The organism is Nonomuraea sp. NPDC003560 (genome assembly GCF_042878785.1).
Lineage (GTDB): Bacteria > Actinomycetota > Actinomycetes > Streptosporangiales > Streptosporangiaceae > Nonomuraea.
Map to the genome: position 1 here is coordinate 25142 of NZ_JBIAOF010000018.1, position 17672 is coordinate 42813.

Annotated in this window: 13 protein-coding genes; 7 read left to right on the plus strand and 6 right to left on the minus strand. The window is 72.2% G+C overall.

Features of this window, described 5'->3' with window-relative positions:
* Positions 1-105 precede the first annotated feature (105 nt).
* On the plus strand, positions 106-789 hold the full coding sequence (gene purQ, locus ACFYUV_RS46630) for a phosphoribosylformylglycinamidine synthase subunit PurQ (protein ID WP_358302006.1): 684 nt from the start codon (positions 106-108) through the stop codon (positions 787-789).
* Positions 786-3038 carry a phosphoribosylformylglycinamidine synthase subunit PurL gene (purL, locus tag ACFYUV_RS46635; protein ID WP_387681469.1) on the plus strand — a complete coding sequence of 751 codons (2253 nt, stop codon included), beginning with the start codon at positions 786-788 and terminating at the stop codon, positions 3036-3038. Before purQ ends, purL begins: the two co-directional genes overlap by 4 nt.
* A gap of 57 nt (positions 3039-3095) precedes the next feature.
* On the opposite strand, the gene ACFYUV_RS46640 is transcribed toward purL, so the two are convergent.
* Positions 3096-4013 carry a hypothetical protein gene (locus ACFYUV_RS46640; protein ID WP_387681472.1) on the minus strand — a complete coding sequence of 306 codons (918 nt, stop codon included), beginning with the start codon at positions 4011-4013 and terminating at the stop codon, positions 3096-3098.
* Between the two features lie 196 nt (positions 4014-4209).
* Between ACFYUV_RS46640 and ACFYUV_RS46645 the strand changes: the two genes are divergently transcribed.
* Genes ACFYUV_RS46645 through ACFYUV_RS46655 form a run of 3 tightly spaced genes read left to right on the plus strand, consistent with a single transcriptional unit; the run spans position 4210 to position 8432 of the window.
* Positions 4210-6222 carry an adenylate/guanylate cyclase domain-containing protein gene (locus tag ACFYUV_RS46645; RefSeq protein ID WP_387681475.1) on the plus strand — a complete coding sequence of 671 codons (2013 nt, stop codon included), beginning with the start codon at positions 4210-4212 and terminating at the stop codon, positions 6220-6222.
* A gap of 32 nt (positions 6223-6254) precedes the next feature.
* Positions 6255-6917 (plus strand): Crp/Fnr family transcriptional regulator, encoded by a 663-nt coding sequence (locus tag ACFYUV_RS46650; RefSeq protein ID WP_387681478.1) that lies wholly within the window; start codon positions 6255-6257, stop codon positions 6915-6917.
* A gap of 45 nt (positions 6918-6962) precedes the next feature.
* Entirely contained in the window at positions 6963-8432 is a 1470-nt protein-coding gene (locus ACFYUV_RS46655; RefSeq protein ID WP_387681481.1) for an MFS transporter, read from the plus strand.
* On the opposite strand, the gene ACFYUV_RS46660 is transcribed toward ACFYUV_RS46655, so the two are convergent.
* Both ACFYUV_RS46660 and ACFYUV_RS46665 read right to left on the minus strand, forming a co-directional pair.
* On the minus strand, positions 8393-9139 hold the full coding sequence (locus ACFYUV_RS46660) for a methylenetetrahydrofolate reductase (RefSeq protein ID WP_387681483.1): 747 nt from the start codon (positions 9137-9139) through the stop codon (positions 8393-8395). The two genes, ACFYUV_RS46655 and ACFYUV_RS46660, sit on opposite strands and share 40 nt — an antisense overlap.
* Before the next feature lie 10 nt (positions 9140-9149).
* Positions 9150-9803, minus strand: a complete 654-nt coding sequence (locus ACFYUV_RS46665; protein ID WP_387681760.1) for a TetR/AcrR family transcriptional regulator — start codon at positions 9801-9803, stop codon at positions 9150-9152.
* A gap of 73 nt (positions 9804-9876) precedes the next feature.
* Here ACFYUV_RS46665 and ACFYUV_RS46670 point away from each other — a divergent pair, with 73 nt between their 5' ends.
* On the plus strand, positions 9877-11298 hold the full coding sequence (locus ACFYUV_RS46670; protein WP_387681486.1) for an MFS transporter: 1422 nt from the start codon (positions 9877-9879) through the stop codon (positions 11296-11298).
* Here ACFYUV_RS46670 and ACFYUV_RS46675 read toward each other — a convergent pair.
* Positions 11259-13139: an ABC transporter ATP-binding protein gene (locus ACFYUV_RS46675; RefSeq protein ID WP_352320477.1), complete on the minus strand. Its 1881-nt coding sequence runs from the start codon at positions 13137-13139 to the stop codon at positions 11259-11261. The two genes, ACFYUV_RS46670 and ACFYUV_RS46675, sit on opposite strands and share 40 nt — an antisense overlap.
* Before the next feature lie 54 nt (positions 13140-13193).
* Complete coding sequence (locus ACFYUV_RS46680; protein WP_387681489.1) at positions 13194-15272, minus strand: PhoX family protein; 2079 nt, start codon at positions 15270-15272, stop codon at positions 13194-13196.
* Positions 15273-15401: 129 nt separating this feature from the next.
* Between ACFYUV_RS46680 and ACFYUV_RS46685 the strand changes: the two genes are divergently transcribed.
* On the plus strand, positions 15402-15824 hold the full coding sequence (locus ACFYUV_RS46685; protein WP_352361113.1) for a sterol carrier family protein: 423 nt from the start codon (positions 15402-15404) through the stop codon (positions 15822-15824).
* Here the strand turns inward: ACFYUV_RS46685 and ACFYUV_RS46690 are convergent.
* Entirely contained in the window at positions 15821-16087 is a 267-nt protein-coding gene (locus ACFYUV_RS46690) for a DUF4190 domain-containing protein (protein WP_387681492.1), read from the minus strand. The genes ACFYUV_RS46685 and ACFYUV_RS46690 overlap by 4 nt on opposite strands.
* Positions 16088-17672: the final 1585 nt, after the last annotated feature.

The window sequence follows — 17672 nt, forward strand, 5'->3', positions numbered from 1 at the left end:
ACACAGCCGCGCACCCGATAATCTGAGTACACCGCCGTAGACCGCCGTCCGACCCCAAGGAGACGGTGGCACGCGCGTGCGCATTCCTCGGAGGGGACGACTGTCATGAGCGCTGCCCGTGTGGGCGTAGTCACGTTTCCAGGAACTCTCGACGACCAGGACGCCGCCAGAGCCGTGCGCCTCGTGGGCGCGCAGGCGGTCCCGCTGTGGCACGCCGACCACGACCTGAAGGGAGTCGACGCCGTCTTCCTGCCCGGCGGCTTCTCCTACGGCGACTACCTGCGGTGCGGCGCGATCTCCAAGTTCGCCCCGCTGATGGACGAGCTCGTCCCGGCCGCCAAGGCCGGTCTGCCGGTCATCGGCACCTGCAACGGCTTCCAGATCCTCTGCGAGGCCCACCTGCTGCCCGGCGCGCTCACCCGCAACGCCTCGCTCCACTACGTCTGCCGCGACCAGCGGCTCACGGTGGAGCAGACCGCCACCGCCTGGACCGGCTCCTTCGAGCGCGGCCAGGAGATCGTGCTGCCGGTCAAGCACGGCGAGGGCCGTTACGTCGCCTCCGCGGAGACGCTGGCCGAGCTGGAGTCCGGCGGCCACGTCGTCGTGCGTTACGCCGGGGGCAACCCCAACGGCTCGCTCAACGACATCGCCGGCATCCGCAACGAGGCGGGCAACGTGGTCGGCCTCATGCCGCACCCCGAGCACGCCGTGGAGGAGCTGGTCGGAGCGCCGAGCACCGACGGGCTCGGCTTCTTCACGTCCATCCTGAAGAATCTGGTGAACGCATGAGCACCGACAACGTCAAGCGGGCCGCCGAGACCCCCGACGAGCCGATGCCCTTCGCCGAGCTGGGGATGAAGCAGGACGAGTACGACCGGGTCAAGCAGATCCTGGGTCGCCGTCCCACCGGCTCCGAGCTGGCCATCTACAGCGTCATGTGGTCCGAGCACTGCTCGTACAAGTCGTCCAAGGTGCATCTGCGGCAGTTCGCCACCAAGGCGCCCAAGTCCGAGGCGCTGCTCGTGGGCATGGGCGAGAACGCGGGCGTCGTCGACATCGGCGACGGCTGGGCGGCCACGTTCAAGATCGAGTCGCACAACCACCCGTCCTACGTCGAGCCGCACCAGGGCGCGGCCACCGGCGTCGGCGGGATCGTGCGCGACATCATGTCGATGGGCGCCCGCCCGATCGCCGTCATGGACGCGCTGCGCTTCGGCGGCGCCGACGCCGTGGACACCCGGCGGGTGCTGCCCGGCGTGGTCGAGGGCATCAGCCACTACGGCAACTGCCTGGGCCTGCCCAACATCGGCGGCGAGGTCGTCTTCGACCCCTGCTACATCGGCAACCCCCTGGTCAACGCGCTGTGCGTCGGCCTGCTGCGCAAAGACCAGATCAAGCTGGCCACCGCGCCGGGGCCGGGCAACCAGGTCGTGCTGTTCGGCGCGTCCACGGGTCCCGACGGCATCGGCGGCGCGTCCGTGCTGGCCTCGGCGACGTTCGAGGACGAGTCGCAGGCCAAGCGGCCCGCCGTGCAGGTGGGCGACCCGTTCATGGAGAAGCTGCTCATCGAGTGCTGCCTGGAGCTCTACGCGGCCGACGTGGTCGTCGGCATCCAGGACCTCGGCGCGGCCGGCGTCTCCTGCGCCACGACCGAGCTGGCCGCCAAGGGCACCGGCGGCATGAAGGTCGACCTCAACCTGGTCCCGCTCCGCGACTCCTCGCTCAAGCCCGAGGAGATCCTGATGAGCGAGTCCCAGGAGCGGATGATGGCCGTGGTCCGGCCCGACGACATCCCCGCGTTCATGGCGATCTGCGCCAAGTGGGACGTCCCGGCCACCGTCATCGGCGAGGTCACCGACACCGGCCGCCTGGTCATGACCTGGGACGGCGAGGTCATCGTGGACATCCCGCCGGGCACCGCCGCCGACGAGGGCCCGGTCTACGAGCGTCCCTACCACGAGCCGGCCGGGCAGGCCGCGCTCAACGCCGACGCCCCCGACCGGCTGGCGCGCCCCGACGACCTGCGGGCCACCCTGCTGCAGCTCCTCGGCTCGCCCAACCTGGCCTCCAAGGAGTGGGTGACCTCCCAGTACGACCGCTACGTCCGCTCCAACACCGTGCTGGCCCAGCCCGCCGACGCCGGGATGCTGCGCATCTCCGAGGTCATCGCCGGAGCCGAGCCGACGACCCGGGGCATCGCGCTGTCCACCGACGGCAACGGCCGTTACGCCAAGCTCGACCCCTACGCGGGGGCGCAGCTGGCGCTGGCCGAGGCGTACCGGAACGTGGCCGTGACCGGCGCCAAGCCGCTGGCCGTCACCAACTGCCTCAACTTCGGCTCGCCGGAGGACCCCGAGGTGATGTGGCAGTTCGCCGAGGCCGTACGCGGGCTCGCCGACGCCTGCCGCACCCTCGGCGTGCCGGTGACCGGCGGGAACGTCTCCTTCTACAACCAGACGGGCTCGACGGCCATCAACCCCACGCCGGTCGTGGGCGTGCTCGGCGTCATCGACGACGTGGCCAAGCGGGTGCCGTCCGGCTTCACCGCCGAGGGGCTGCGGGTGGTGCTGCTCGGCGACACCGCCGAGGAGTTCGGCGGCTCGGAGTGGGCGCACGTGGCCCACCGCCACCTGGGCGGCCTGCCGCCGCACGCCGACCTGGAGGCCGAGCAGGCGCTGGCGACGGTGCTGGTCGAGGCCGCTGCCCGTGGGCTGCTGGAGGGGTCGCACGACCTGTCCGACGGCGGGCTGGCCGTGGCCCTGGCCGAGTCGTGCCTGGCCCGCGGCATCGGGGCCACGGTGGCACTGAGCGGCGAGCCGTTCACCGACCTGTTCAGCGAGTCGGCGGCGCGGGCCCTGGTCGCGGTGCGGCCGGAGGCGTTCGAGGAGTTCGCGGCGCTGTGCGGGCGGCACGAGGTGCCGTGCTACGGGCTCGGCGTCACCGGCGGGGCGTCGCTGGTGGTCGAGGGCGTGTTCGAGGTGGGGGTCGAGGAGATCCGCGAGACCCACTCGGCGACGCTGCCGGCGCTGTTCGGCTGACGTTCAACGAAAGGGGCCGGTGCGGGGTGATCCCCCGAACCGGCCCTTTCCGCTTTGTCAGACCTTCTTGATGCAGATGACGTACACCTTGCCGGAGACACTGGTGCCGTTGTTGCCGCCACCGTGGCTCTGGGTGCTCTGGGTGGTCTGCGTGTCGGCGGTGAGGTTGTTGCCGCCGCCGTTGTCGTCCTTGGCGACGGTCACCGTCCAGCCGCCGGCGCCGGGGTAGCTGCCCAGGACTTCGGCGTTCTTCAGGGTGCCGAAGGAGAAGCCGCCGCCGGTGGGGGTGCCGCCGTTGTTGCAGGTGGCGGTCTCCGAGCCGAGGCCGGTGATGGACACGCTGTTGGTGTAGGTGGTGTAGGCGGCGCCGGCGCCGTCCTTGCCGGGCTCACCCTTGGGGCCCTGCGGGCCCTGGGGGCCGGCCGGGCCGCGCTCGCCGTCCTTGCCGTCCTTGCCGGGGAGGCCGTTCTTGCCGTCCTGGCCGTTCTTGCCGGGGAGGCCGTCCTTGCCGTCCTGGCCGTCCTTGCCGGGGAGGCCCTGCTTGCCGTCGTCGCCCTTCGGGCCCTGGGGGCCCGCCGGGCCGCGCTCGCCGTCCTTGCCGTCCTGACCGTTCTTGCCGGGGAGGCCGTCCTTGCCGTCCTTGCCGGGGAGGCCGGGCTTGCCCTGGGGGCCCACCGGACCCGTCTCGCCCTGCGGGCCCTGCTTGCCCTGGGGGCCCTGGTCGCCCTTGGGGCCGGACGTGCCGCCGTTCAGCTGCGTCGTGCTGCCGCCGATCACGATGCGCTCTTCGGTCTTGCGGCACGGCGTGGTCGGGTTGACGATGCGGACGTACCGCGTCTTCTTGTGCACGCAGGCGTACACCTCGCTCGCCGCCGACGAGGCGGTGGCCACGCCACCGACGGCGAGGAGCGAGGCGGCGAGCGCTCCGACAGTGGCGAGGGTGAGCGTACGCCCACCGCGAACGTTGATAGCCACGGCTTTCCTTCCAGGAAACAAGTGATGCTCATGTGGTGCATGAGATTCACGTTTCGACCGTTCCAAAGGTTGACAGAAACTACATAACGTATTTGTCACGAAACGGAGGGTTACTGACCGGATTGACCGACTGTCGCCCTCGCAGTGGGTAAAAGGACGCATTGGCGGCGGCGATCCCGCGTGCATAATCGGGTCTGTGCCCAGCACCTACCTGCCGCCGGCCACGCAGCCCGTCCGAGGCGTGGTCTGGGTCATCCACCTCGCCCTTCCCCTGCTGGGGCTCTGGTTGCTGCTCGCCCAGCCACACCTCAACGTCGTCTGGCAGCACAACGCGAGCCACTTCTGGATGATCGTCGCGGTGGCCGGGATCAACGTGGCGCTCGGCGGGCTGATCACCGAGGCCGCGCGCCGCCGTCAGGACGCCCGGCTGTTCCTGGTCTCCATGGTGTTCCTCAGCAGCGCGGGCTTCTTCCTCCTGCACGGCCTGGCCACGCCGGGCATCATCCTGCCGACCGGCTCGCTGGGCTTCGACCTGGGGCAGCAGGTGGGGCTCACGATCGCCTCGATGTTCGCGTTCGCCTCGGCCCTGCCGCTGGGCGAGCGGGCGGCCAGGAGCGTGCTCGCGGGGCAGCACTTCGTCCGGGCGGTGTTGTTCGGGTTCATGCTGCTGTGGGCGCTGGTCTCGCTGGTGCCCGAGCTGACCGAGCTCAGTCAGCCGCCGCCGGTCGCTCCGGTGAGCTGGCTGGGCGCGGCCTCGATCCCCGGCGTCCTGCTGTACGGCGCGGCCGGCGTGCTGATGTTCCTGCTCCACCGCCGCCGCCCCTCGGCCATGCTGGTCAGCCTGATCACCGCGTACGCGCTGCTGGCCGAGGCGATGGTCGCCGGGATGTCGCAGCTCAACTGGCACCTGACGTGGTGGGAGTGGCACGCGCTGCTCACCCTCGCCTTCGTGTTCGTGGCCTACAGCGCCTACCTGCAGTTCCGGCGCGAGGGGTCGAGCGCGGGGCTGTTCGACTCGGTGACGCTGGCGGCGACCGTCGCCCGCCTCCAGCAGGACTACGACCAGGCCCTGGAGGAACTGGTCGAGCACGTACGCCGGGGCGAGCCGCTGGCCGCGGCCCGGTTGTCGGGCAAGTTCCGGCTGAACGAGAGCCAGACCGCCGTGCTCGACCGGGCCGGGACGGCGCTGGCCCACGAGCGGGAGCTGTCGGAGCGGCTGGCCGCGCTGGTGGCGGTGAGCGCGCAGACCCGCGTGGGCCTGCCGGAGGGCGAGCTGCTGACCACCGCGCTCGACCGGGTCAGGCAGGCGTACGGCGACGTCAAGATCGCACTGGTGTCGGAGGGGAAGACCCAGATCGGCTCGCGCGCGTACGAGTTCGAGGGCGACGGCCCGATCCGCCGCGACCACCGGCTGGCCTACCCGCTCACGGTCAGGGGCCACCTCGCCGGCGTGCTGGAGGTGCCGGTGGGCCGCGGCGGCCACGACGAGGCGCTGGCCGCCACGCTCGCCGGCCAGTTGTCCATCTCGCTGGAGAACGCCCGCCTCTACCAGGAGCTGGACACCCTCTTCCGCCAGTACATGTCGCCCGACGTGGCCAACGCCCTGCTCGCCGACCCGGCGCGGGCGGCGCTCGGCGGCGAGCTGCGGGAGCTGACCGCGCTCTTCGCCGACCTCAAGGGGTTCACCACCTTCTCCGAGCAGGTCGCGCCCGGCGAGATCGTCGAGATGCTCAACCGCTACCACACGGCCGCCGTCCCGTGCGTGCTGAACAACGGCGGCACGATCGTGCAGTTCGTCGGCGACGCGATGCTGGCCCTGTTCAACGCGCCCGCCCCGCAGGCCGGTCACGCCAGGGCGGCCTGCCGGGCCGCGCTGGAGATGCAGCGGGCCGCCGCCGAGGTGGCCGAGGAGATGGCCTGGAAACGCGTCGGCGAGGTGGAGTGGCCGACCTTCCGGGTGGGCGTCAACACCGGCCCCGCGCTGGTCGGCAACATCGGCAGCCCCGAGTTACGCGGCTTCAACGCGATGGGCGACTGCGTCAACGTGGCCGCCAGGCTCCAGGCCCTGGCCGAGCCGGGGACGGTGGTGATCGGCGAGACGACCCTCAGGCAGCTCGGCCGCGACGCCTCGGTGAACGCCCTCGGCCGGCTCAGCCTGAAGGGCAGGGAAGAACTCGTGGCCGCGTACGTTCTGACTGGAATGCCATAGAACGGCAATAGCCGTACGTACATAATCGGCGCATGGATCCAGAGCCCGGCGAGTTCCTTTCCCTGCTCACCGCCGAGGAGGTCGAGGCGCTGCGAGCCGCCGGGCGCCCGCGCCGATGGGACCGCGGCACGACGGTGATCACCGAGGGCGACGCGGCCGACTGGGTGCTCGTGCTGACGCAGGGCCGGGTCAAGGTGTCCTCGCACACGAGCAGCGGCACCGAGGTGGTCCTCGCGGTCCGCGGCCCGGGGGCGCTGCTGGGCGACATGTCGGCCGTGGACGGCTCACCGCGCTCGGCCACCGTGACCGCGCTGGAGCCGATCCAGGGCATCGTGGTCCGCGACTTCAGCGGTTTCCTGGCCGCGCACGGCCGCATCGCCGTCCTGCTGCTGCAGCTCCTCGTCGGCCGGCTGCGCGACGCCGACCGCAAGCGGGTCGAGTACGGCGCGTTCGACACCACCGGCCGGGTGGCGACCCGGCTGCTCGAACTGGCCGACCGGTACGGCGAGCCCACCAGCACCGGCGTGCGGGTGGCCCTGCCGCTCAGCCAGGACGAGCTGGCCGGCTGGACGGGTTCCTCGCGGGAGGCGGTCAGCAAGGCGCTGCGGACCCTGCGCGACCGCGGTCTCATCGAGACCGGCCGGCGGCGGGTGGTCATCCACGACGTCGAGGGGTTACGCAGGCGAGCCAGGTGACCCCTGGTACAAAACGGACGTACGACGTACGTCATAGTGGGAGGCATGGTCGCGGTCACCCCCGAAGCCGGCACCCGCATGCGCTACGCCTGGCGCGTGTGCTCGGTCACCAGCCTGGGCCTCGTCCTCATCGGCATCGCCGGCAGCACGCTCAACGTCGCGCTGCCGACCGTCGTGCGGCACTTCCACGCCGACGCGACGCAGTCGGGATGGATCCTGCTGGCGTTCCTGCTGGTCAACACCGCGAGCCTGGTGTTCTTCGGGCGGGTCGCCGACCTGCTCGGCCGGCGCGAGGTGTACCTGGCGGGTTTCGCCCTGTTCACGGTGGCCTCGCTGCTGGCCGGGCTGTCGCCGGACGTCTGGTTCCTGGTCGGCATGCGCGTGCTCCAGGCGATCGGCTCGGCCATGATCCTGGCCAACGGCACGGTGATCATTACCGACGCGTTCCCGCCCGAACGGCTCAGCCAGGGCATGGGCGTCTACATCGGCACGCTGTCGGTGGCCCAGCTCGCCGGTCCGACGCTCGGCGGCCTGATCGCCGAGACCGCCGGCTGGCAGTGGATCTTCTGGGTGAACGTGCCCGCCGGGCTGATCGCGCTCGGCTGGGGCGCGGTGATCTTACGCAAGATGCCGAAGAGGCCCAGGCAGCCGGTGGACGCGCTCGGCAACGTGCTGGTGTTCGCCGCGCTGTCGGCCGTGCTGCTGGCGGTCAACGAGGCCGGGTCGGGCGGCCTGACCAGCCCGGTCGTCCTGACGGGGGCGGCGCTGTTCGTGCTGCTGGTGCCGCTGATCGTGCTGGCCGAGCGGCGCTCGACCAACCCGGTGCTGGACCTGCGGCTGTTCGGCGGCCGGCTGCTGGCCTACGCCAACCTGGCCTCCTTCTGCAACGCGCTCGCGCGTTCCGCGCTGATCCTGGTGGTCGCGCTCTACTTCCAGGCGGCGCGCGGGCTCGACGCGTTCTCGGCCGGCCTGAGCGTGCTGCCGGTGCCGGTGGGCATCGGGCTGGCCTCGCCGATCGCGGGGCTGCTCGGGCCGCGGGTCTCGCCGTACGGGCTGTCGATCGGCGGCGCGGCGATGAGCGCGCTGGGGCTGGGCGCGCTCATGCTGACGGCCGACCCGGCGACGCCGTACTGGGTGACGGGGATCGCCCTGTTCGTGGCCGGCTGCGGCAGCGGGACGTTCCTGACCGGCAACACCACCCAGGTCATGGCCGCCCTGCCGAGCGGCAGCCTGGGCGTGGTCAACGGCTTCCGAGTCATGATCATGAACGTCGGCATCGTGATCAGCGTGGGCCTGTCGCTCAGCGTCGTGACCAGCTCCGTGGGCCCGGAGCTGCGCGCCCAGGTGTACGCGGGCACGCTGTCCACGCTCTCCCCGGTGGCCGTCGGGCAGCTCATGGACGGCTTCCAGCGGGCGTACGCGGTGCTGTTCGCCGTGGCGCTGGCCGGCGCGGTGCTGGCCGCGCTCGCCCGGTCTCAGAGGGCTCCGGCGAGCCTCGACTCCACGTCGCGGTAGCGCGAGACCGGGATGAGGTGCACGCCGTCGAACGCGCCCGAGTCGCGCAGCGCGAACACCTGCTCGCAGGCCGCATCGACGCCCGCCATGCGGTCGGCGGCCACCCGCTCGACCAGCTCGCCGGGCAGGGCGATGTCGGGGATGGCGGCGGCCAGCGTACGGGCGTGGCGCTCGCTGGCCAGCACCATGACGCCCGCGTAGACCGGCACGTCGACCTGGTTGGCCTCGCGCCACCGGACCTGCGCCTCGACCGAGAAGCTGACCTGGGCGAACAGGAAGTCGGCCGCGCGCTTCCAGGCGGGCAGCGGGCGCAGACCGGCCGCCGCGCCGACGCGGAAGGCCGGTGAGAAGCCCCTGGCCTCCTCGATCATCGAGCGGACCGTCAGGTCGCTGGTCCGGCTGCCGCTGGCGGGCTTGTCGCCGTGGACGAACAGGAACTGGTCGACGCCGTACGCCGCGGCCGTCAGCAGGTCGCGGTGGAAGCCGAGCAGGTTGCGGTCGCGGGAGTTGAGACAGGCGATGCTGCGCCCGCCCATCGCCTCGACCTCGTGGGCCACGGCCACGCTGGAGACGGTGGCCCGGCCGATGTGGTTGTCGGGGATCAGGAAGGAATGGGCGACCTGGCTGAGCGTGCCGATCTGGTGGCGTACGCGCTTCAGATCGGGCTTGGTGGGCGGTTCGATCTCGCAGACCAGCTCGAAAGGCATGATCCCGACCCTAACGCTCGGCGGCCAGCGCCTCGATGCCACGCAGCACGAGATCGACGCCGAAGGAGTCGTAGAAGGCCGGGTCGGCGCCCGCGACCAGCGGTGAGGCCATCTCGACCAGGTACGGGTACCTCTCGGGCGGCAGCGACTGGAGGCCGGCCCGCTTGACCCTGACCATCTCGGCGATCTCCTCGCCGGTCCGGCCGGCCTTGAAGTGCACGGGCGCGTCGGCGATCGACAGGGCGCTCTGCAGCAGGTACTTGGTGATCAGGCAGCTCTCCTCCACGTCGAACCCGGCCGTACGGGCCAGGCCCAGCGCCTTGTCCCAGACGACCAGGAAGTTGGGGACGGAGATCGGGTCGATCTGCTCGATGACGTTCTTGGCGCAGGGATGGGTGCGCAGGGTCCTGATGAGCCCGTGGGTCAGGTCGCGGAGCTGCTCCCGCCAGGGCCGCTCGTCGGCCGGCTGCGGCACGAAGCCGCCGACCAGGTGGTCGGCCATGCCGACCAGGAGCTGGTCCTTGTTCTTGAAGTGCCAGTAGAGAGCCATCGGCGTCACGCCCAGGTCGGTCGCCAGCCGGCGGATCGTCACGGCGTCGAGCCCTTCGGTGTCGCCGATCTCCAGCGCCCGCTCGGCGATGGTCCGCGCGTCCAGTTTTCCCATCACGGTTGACAACTATACGCCGTACAAGTTCAACTGTACGACGTACAAGTACGGCGTATAGGAGGTTGGCGACATGCGATGGTGGGCGCTGGGTGCCGTGACATTGGGCACCTTCATGACCTATCTCGACAACAACGTGGGGAACGTCGCATTGCCGACGATCCAGCGGGAGCTCGGGCTGACGATCTCCGGGCTGGAGTGGATCGTGAGCTCGTACATCCTGGTCTTCGCCGGGCTCATGCTGGTCGGCGGCCGGCTCGCGGACCTGTTCGGGGCCCGCGTGGTGTTCCTCGCCGGGCTCTCCGTCTTCACCGCGGCCTCGCTGGGCGCCGGGCTGGCCACCTCGGGCGGCGCGCTGATCGCGGCGCGGGCCGTCCAGGGCGTGGGGGCGGCGCTGCTCACGCCCACGTCGCTCACCCTGATCAGCCAGATCTTCCCCGAGCCCGCCGAGCGCGGCAGGGCCGTGGGCATCTGGAGCGCGTCCGGGGCGCTGTCCATGGCGCTCGGCCCGGCGGCCGGCGGTTTCATCAGCGAGCACCTGCATTGGGGCTGGATCTACCTGATCAACGTGCCGATCGGGATCGCCACCCTCGGCCTGGCCCTGTGGGCGGTCCGGCCCGACTTCACCCGCCGCCGGCACCGGCTCGACCTGCCCGGCCTGGCCACCTCGGCGCTCGCGCTGGTCTCGCTGACCTACGCGCTCATCGAGGGCGACCGCGCCGGATGGACGTCGGCCGAGATCCTGGCCGCGTTCGGGCTCGCGGCGGCGGCCGCCGTGGCGTTCGCGCTGGTCGAGACGCGGTCCGAGCGCCCGATGATCGACCTGTCGCTCTTCCGCTCGCGGGTGTTCACCGGCGGCGCGCTGACCATGGGCATCTGGTCGTTCGGCGTGTTCGGCATCTACTTCTTCAGCGCCCTGTGGCTGCAGAACGTGCTCGGCTTCTCCCCCACGCAGGCCGGCCTGGCGTTCGTGCCGATGGCCCTGGTCATGGCGGTCGTCGCCATCACCTCGCAGCGGATCTCCGCGCGGCTCGGCACCGGCCGCACGGTGGCCCTCGGCATGGCGCTCATGGGCGCGGCGATCTACCTGATCTCCGGCGTCGGGGCCGACGGCGACTACGCCGACGTCGCCCCCTGGTTCCTGCTCTACGGAATCGGCGGGGGCCTGCTGGTGCCGCTGACCTCGGCGATCCTCGGCGGCCTGCCCAAGGACAGGGCCGGCGTGGCCTCAGGCGTGCTGAACGTCTCGCGCGAGGTGTTCGGCCTGCTCGGCATCACCGTGCTGGGCGCGATCCTCAGCTCCCGCCAGAGCGGGAGCGACCGGCCCCCGCTGGCCGCCTTCCTCGACGCCTACCAGTTCACGCTGGTCATCGCGGCGGTGATCGTGCTGGCCGCCGTCCCGCTCGGCCTGTACGCGCTGCGCCCGTCCCGCCGCCCGCCGGTGCCGGACGAGCCTCAGGCCACCGCCCCGGCGACCGTCGGCTCGTCGAACTGAGTGCGGTACAGCTCCTCGTAGCGGCCGCCCATGGCCAGCAGTTCGGCGTGCGTGCCCCGCTCGGCCACGCGGCCGTCCTCGATCACCAGGATCTGGTCGGCCGCCCGCACGGTCGACAGCCGGTGCGCGATCACCACGGCGGTCCGGCCCGCCAGCGCCTCCCCCAGGGCCTCCTGCACGGCCGCCTCGGAGGTGGAGTCGAGCGCGGCGGTGGCCTCGTCCAGGATCACCACGCGCGGCCTGGCCAGCAGGAGCCGGGCGATCGTCAGCCGCTGGCGCTCGCCGCCGGACAGCCGGTAGCCGCGCTCGCCGACCACGGTGTCCAGGCCGTCGGGCAGCGACTCGATCAGCGTCCGCAGCCGGGCCCTGGACAGGGCGTCCCAGATCTCCTCCTCGCTCGCCGCCGGCCTGGCCAGCAGCAGGTTCTCCCTGATCGTGTCGTGGAAGAGGTGGCCGTCCTGGGTGACCATGCCGAGGGTGTCGCGGATGGCGTCGAAGGTCAGGTCCCGTACGTCCACGCCGCCGAGGCGGACCGCGCCGGAGTCGACGTCGTACAGCCTGGGCAGCAGCTGGGCGATCGTGGACTTGCCGGCCCCCGACGAGCCCACCAGCGCCACCATCTGGCCCGGCAGGGCCGTGAACGAGATGCCGTGCAGCACCTCCTCGCCGCCCCGCGAGTCCAGCGTGGCGACCTCCTCCAGCGAGGCCAGCGACACCTTGTCGGCGGCGGGGTAGGCGAAGCGCACGTCGTCGAACTCGACCGCGACCGGGCCCTCGGGGACGTCGCGGGCGTCCGGGCGCTCCTGGATCAGCGGCTTGAGGTCGAGCACCTCGAAGACGCGCTCGAAGCTGACCAGGGCGCTCATCACGTCCACCCGGGCGCTGGCCAGGGCGGTCAGGGGCGCGTAGAGGCGGGTCAGCAGCAGGGCCAGCGACACCACGGCGCCGGGTTCGAGCTGGTCGCGCAGGGCGTAGAAGCCGCCGAGGCCGTAGACGAGGGCCAGCGCGAGCGCCGAGACCAGGGTCAGGGCCGTGACGAACACCGACTGGTTCATGGCCGAGCGCACGCCGATGTCGCGCACCCGCCGCGCCCGCGCGGCGAACTCGGCCGACTCGCGCGCCGGACGGCCGAACAGCTTCACCAGGGTCGCGCCCGGCGCGGAGAACCGCTCGGTCATCTGGGTGCCCATGGCGGCGTTGTGGTCGGCGGCCTCGCGCCGCAGCCGTGCGATCCGGACGCCCATCCGGCGCGCGGGCAGCACGAACACCGGCAGGAGCAGCAGCGCGAGCAGCGTGATCTGCCACGAGATGCCGATCATCACGGTGAGCGTCAGCACGAGCTGCACCAGGTTGCCCGCCACGCTGGACAAGGTGTCGGTGAAGGCCCGCTGCGCGCCGATCACGTCGTTGTTCAACCGGCTCACCAGCGCCCCGGTGCGCGTCCGCATGAAGAACGCGACCGGCATGCGCTGCACGTGGTCGAAGACCGCCGTGCGCAGGTCGAGGATCAGCCCTTCCCCGATGGTGGCCGACTGCCAGCGGTTCAGCAGGCCGAGCCCGGCCTCGGCGAGCGCCAGGCCGGCGATCAGCAGCGCGACCACGACCACCACGCCGAGCGGCTCACCGTTGAAGATCGCGTCGACCACCCGTCCCGCGAGCAGCGGCGACACCACGGCCAGACCCGCCAGCACCACGCTGAGCACCAGGAACAGCACGATCCTGCGGCGGTGGGGACGGGCGAACCCGCCGATACGCCGAAGCGTCGCCCTGTTCAGCGGGCGACGCTCCGGCCGGTTGTTCATCGAGTAAAGCTGATGCCAGGCGGTCACTTCCATGCTCATGCACGGGAGACTATTTCCTCAAGTTAACTTGAGGTCAACTGGTTTGACCGGGGATCAGCTGCCGATCTTCTTGCCCCTGCCGTGCCAGACCACCGCCACCGACGGGCGCGGCTGGTCGCCGTCGGGCCAGCGGCTGGCCGGGTTCTCCGGGGTCGCGCCGTCGATCTCGCCCGGGTGCTGCACGGCCACGAACACGCTCTTCTGGTCCGCGGTGACCAGCGGGCCGCAGGTCTCGGCACCGAGCGGGACCGTGAGGAACTGGCGCAGGTGGCCGCGGTCGGAGCCGCGCACCGGCATGACGAACAGGCCGTCGTTGCTGCCGAGCTGGTTGCCGTCGGTGGAGATCCACAGGTTGCCGTCGGCGTCGAACGTCACGTTGTCCGGGCACGAGATCGGCGAGACCTTGGTCTTGTCGAAGCCGGCGAAGTAGGTCGCGGGGTCGTTCGGGTCGCCGCAGACGAGCGGGAGCGACCAGGCGAAGGTGGTCTCGCCCGCGTCGTTGTTCCGCTCGGCCACCTCCAGGATGTGACCGTGCTTGTTGGACGGGCGCGGGTTGGCCTCGTCCACCTGGGCGGCGGTGCGGTTGGAGTTGTTGGTCAGGGCCACGTAGACGCCGCCGGTGACCGGGTTGCGCTCCATGTCCTCCGGACGGTCCATCTTGGTCGCGCCGCCCTTGACCCTGTCGGCCGCGCTTCGCGTGTAGATCAGCACCTCGGCGGCGGTCATGCCGTCCACGTACGACTTGTCGCCCGACACCAGCGGGAGCCACTCGCCGGAGCCGTCGAACAGCCCGTCGGAGGGCAGCTTGCCGGAGCCGTCGATCTCGGCGGCCGGGCTGTCCCCGGTGAACCTGGCGACGTACAGGGTGCCCTCGTCCAGCAGGGTGCGGTTGTGGCGGTCGAAGCCCGGGATGTACCGGTCCTTGGAGACGAACTTGTAGATGTACTCGAAGCGCGAGTCGTCACCCATGTAGACGACCAGCCGGCCGTCCGCGGCCAGGGTGGTGTTGGCGGCCTCGTGCTTGAACCTGCCGAGCGCGGTGCGCTTGATCGGCGTGGAGTCGGGGTCGAACGGGTCGATCTCCACGATCCACCCGAACCTGTTGGCCTCGTTCGGGTGCTTGGCCAGGTCGAAGCGCTCCTCGACCCGGTCGAAGCGGCGGTTGCTCGCCGGGGTGCCCGTCGTGATCGTGTAACGCGAGATGTACGGCCGCTGCGCCTCGGGCACCTTGTCGCCGTTGACGAAGTACTGGTCGAAGTTCTCCTCGGCGGTCAGGACCGTGCCCCACGGGGTGGAACCGCCCGAGCAGTTGTTCAGCATGCCGACTGGCGCCAGGCCCTTGGGGTCGGCGGCCGTCCTGAGCAGGGCGTGACCGGCGGCGGGGCCGGAGAAGCGCATCGGCGTCTGCGCGGTGACGCGCCGGTTGTAGCGGCGGCGGCCCTTGGTGGTGAGCTTCCACTCGCCGGTGCCGTGCGCCCGCTCGATCTCCACGACCGAGCCGCCGTGCGCGGCCAGCGCGATCCTGATCTGCTCCTCGGTCGCGGCCGCGCCGCCCGTGTACCCGCGGAACATCAGGTTCTCGTCGGTGTACTCGTGGTTCACCCACAGCAGGCCGCGGTTCTGGCCCATCGGGAAGAACGTCACGTAGTCGCAGTTGTAGCCGAACTGCTTGTTCTGGGCGTCGGCCGTCTGGTGGTCGAAGTCGAAGGCCGGCGCGTCGTGCAGCACCGGGTCGCCCCAGCGCACGACCACGGAGGATTTGTAGCCGTCGGGGATGCGCAGCGCGTCGTCCTTGTTCGGCGGCACCGGGGTGAAGGCGATCTCAACCGGGCCGCGCCCGCCCACCGCGACCGGCGCGGCGGCGGTCTCGGCCACCGGCTCGTCGGCGAGCGCCGGGACCGCGCCCGCCACGCCCACGCCCGCCACCAGCGCGCCGAGCGCGCCCGCGCGCAGCACGCCGCGGCGCGTCAGCGCCTCCTTCACCACGTCGCCGAAGTAGGCGTTGCCCGTCGTGTTGGCCACGTCGTGCGCGCACGCGTTCCCGCAACGGAACTGACAGGTCAGAGCGGATCGGCCACCTTTGTGCGGGGTGGAAAGCAGCGGCAGCAGCCGCCCCGCCTCAGGGTTCGCCACAGGTCCTCCAGATATGTGCGCGGTTGTACGGCGGGGACGTTACGGTCGTCAACGAAACCCGGGGTGAACGACGACCTCCGCCCCGATGAACGCTTGCCGCGAGACAATGGACCCGTGCCACCACGCAAGATGGACCCGGAGAAGCTGCGCGCGGCCCTCGACGGCCAGCTCGTCGCCCTCGACGAACCGCCCTACGACGGCCCCGCCTCCGCCCTGCCCGACGCCCTGGTCGCCGCGGTGCTGACCGCCTACGACCGCGGGCTCGCCCCCGAGCGCGACGCGGCCAGGCAGGCGGTGCGCCACCTGCTGGAGAAGCTGGCCGCCGCGGCTCCCGGCCGCACGGTCGAGGTGCGCGTGCCGCCCTACGCGGCCGTCCAGGCCGTCCCCGGCCCCCGCCACACCCGCGGCACGCCGCCGAACGTGGTGGAGACCGACGCCCGCACCTGGCTGGAGCTCGCGCTCGGCCGGCTGACCTGGGACGAGGCCATGGCCAGGGGCTCGGTGGCGGCGAGCGGCTCCCGCGCCGACCTGTCAGCCCATCTGCCGCTCTAGCGGCCCTTGCCCATCCAGGGGAACCTGCTCTCGAAGCACTCGTCGGCGAGCTGGCCGGGAAGCTGGCCGCACTCCTGGACCACCTTCCAGAACCAGATCGCGACGATCGCGAACAACACCAGCGACAGCGCGCTGATCACGATCCCGGCGATGGCCCGGCCCCTGCCCACCCGCTTGGCGAGCGCCACACAGCCGAAGACGATCGACAGGATCGCCGTGAGCACGCCGGTGAAGCAGACGAACACCAGGAACGGGCTCGCCACGCCCAGCACCAGCGAGGCGGTGGCCAGGCCGCTGCCCGGCGGCGCGGTCGGCTGGGCGCCGTAGGGGCCGTACTGGCCGTAGGCGGGGGCTCCCGGCGGCGGGCCGTAACCGGGCGGGCCGCCGTAGGGGCTGGAGGGCGTGGTGCCGGGAACGGACGCGTCCCGGCCCCCGGCCTCGTACGCCCCCGGAGCCCCCTCATAGGACCCCCCGGCCGCCGGCCCCCCATAGGCCCCCTCGCCGCCGCCAGATCCCGGCCCCCCATGGGGCCCTTCGCCACCGGATCCCGGCCCCCCATAGGGCCCCTCCCCGCCGCCGGACGCAGTCGGCCCGCCATATGCTGTCGGCCCGCCATAGGGGCCCTCGCCGCCTCCGCCGGACGCCGTCGGCCCGCCATACGCTGTGGGCCCGCCGGATGCCGCGGGGCCGCCACCGCCGCCGGGCGCTGAGGGGCCGCCGTAGGCTCCCTCGCCCCCGTACGGCGCCCCCGGCCCGCCGTAAGCTCCTTCGCCCCCGTAAGGCGCCCCAGGTCCTCCTGGCGGCACACCCGCGCCTCCGGGGGTCGGCGTCACGCCTCCCGCGCCGGCTGTGGCACCTGGGCCTACAGCGCCGCCACGGCCTTCCGCATCTCCTGGGCCTACAGCGCCGCCACGGCCTTCCGCACCTTCTGGGGCTTCCGCACCTCCTGGCGCAGGGGTGCCGGTCTGGCCCGGTGTGCCCTCGCCCGGCGGGCGCCGGAAGTCCGGCGCGCCTGCGATGCCCCCGGCCCCCTCAGCCAACTCAGCGCCCTCCGCGCCGCCCGGCTCCTCGGGGCCCCTGGCCGCGCGGGTGCCGGTGGGCGGGGGCTCGAAAGTGGGCACGTCGCCGTATTCGTACCGGGAGGGCGCGGGACGGCTCGGCTCCTCGTCCGGTTGCGTGCCCCAGCCCGGATAGGCCGGGGTGCCGCCGGGCACCGGATAGACCTGCGTCTCCTCGGCGTCCCCGCCGGACCACCGCGTCCTGCCGGCGCCGCCCTCGGCCGGTCCCGGCGTCTCGGGCGAGGTGGGCAGGTCGGGATGGTCGGGACGGCCTCCGGGCCTGGGCTCGTGCGACGGCGGCACATCAGGTGGCGGCGGTGGCACCACGGGCGGCACGGGCGCGATCGGCTCCTCGCCCTCCCGCTCCTCCTCGAACGGCCACTCATCCGCCCACCGCCCACCCCCGGGCTGCCCCCCAGCTCCTTCACCCTCAGACCGCCCACCCTCGTGCCGCCCGCCGCCCGACCGGCCTCCCTCTCCGGGACCGGCTCCTTCGCCGGATGCCGCGCCCTGCGGAGTGTCCGCATGACCAGCGCCGTGCTCGTGTCCAGCGCCGTGCTCGTGTCCAGGGGCGTGTTCGTGGTCGGGGGCGGTCCAGCCCTCCGGGGTGCCCGCGCCGCCGGTCGGCCCGGCGCCGGGCGGGCCGCCGACGGCCCACTCGCTCGGACGCCACTCGTTGCTCGTCGGCCCGCCCTCGTACGGCCCGATCTCCGGCGGCTCCTCCTCAGGCGCAGGCGGCTCCTCCTCGGCCGTTCCCTCCCGCCACCATTCGGGCGTGTGCTGCGGCGGC

What these genes read in the sequence shown, in the direction of transcription:
- purQ (WP_358302006.1), top strand. Translation starts at nt 106, where the DNA reads ATGAGCGCTGCCCGTGTGGGCGTAGTCACGTTTCCAGGAACTCTCGAC.
- purL (WP_387681469.1), top strand. Translation starts at nt 786, where the DNA reads ATGAGCACCGACAACGTCAAGCGGGCCGCCGAGACCCCCGACGAGCCG.
- ACFYUV_RS46650 (WP_387681478.1), top strand. Translation starts at nt 6,255, where the DNA reads ATGGATCCAGAGCCCGGCGAGTTCCTTTCCCTGCTCACCGCCGAGGAG.
- ACFYUV_RS46655 (WP_387681481.1), top strand. Translation starts at nt 6,963, where the DNA reads ATGGTCGCGGTCACCCCCGAAGCCGGCACCCGCATGCGCTACGCCTGG.
- ACFYUV_RS46660 (WP_387681483.1), bottom strand. Translation starts at nt 9,139, where the DNA reads ATGCCTTTCGAGCTGGTCTGCGAGATCGAACCGCCCACCAAGCCCGAT.
- ACFYUV_RS46665 (WP_387681760.1), bottom strand. Translation starts at nt 9,803, where the DNA reads ATGGGAAAACTGGACGCGCGGACCATCGCCGAGCGGGCGCTGGAGATC.
- ACFYUV_RS46670 (WP_387681486.1), top strand. Translation starts at nt 9,877, where the DNA reads ATGCGATGGTGGGCGCTGGGTGCCGTGACATTGGGCACCTTCATGACC.
- ACFYUV_RS46675 (WP_352320477.1), bottom strand. Translation starts at nt 13,139, where the DNA reads ATGAGCATGGAAGTGACCGCCTGGCATCAGCTTTACTCGATGAACAAC.
- ACFYUV_RS46685 (WP_352361113.1), top strand. Translation starts at nt 15,402, where the DNA reads ATGGACCCGGAGAAGCTGCGCGCGGCCCTCGACGGCCAGCTCGTCGCC.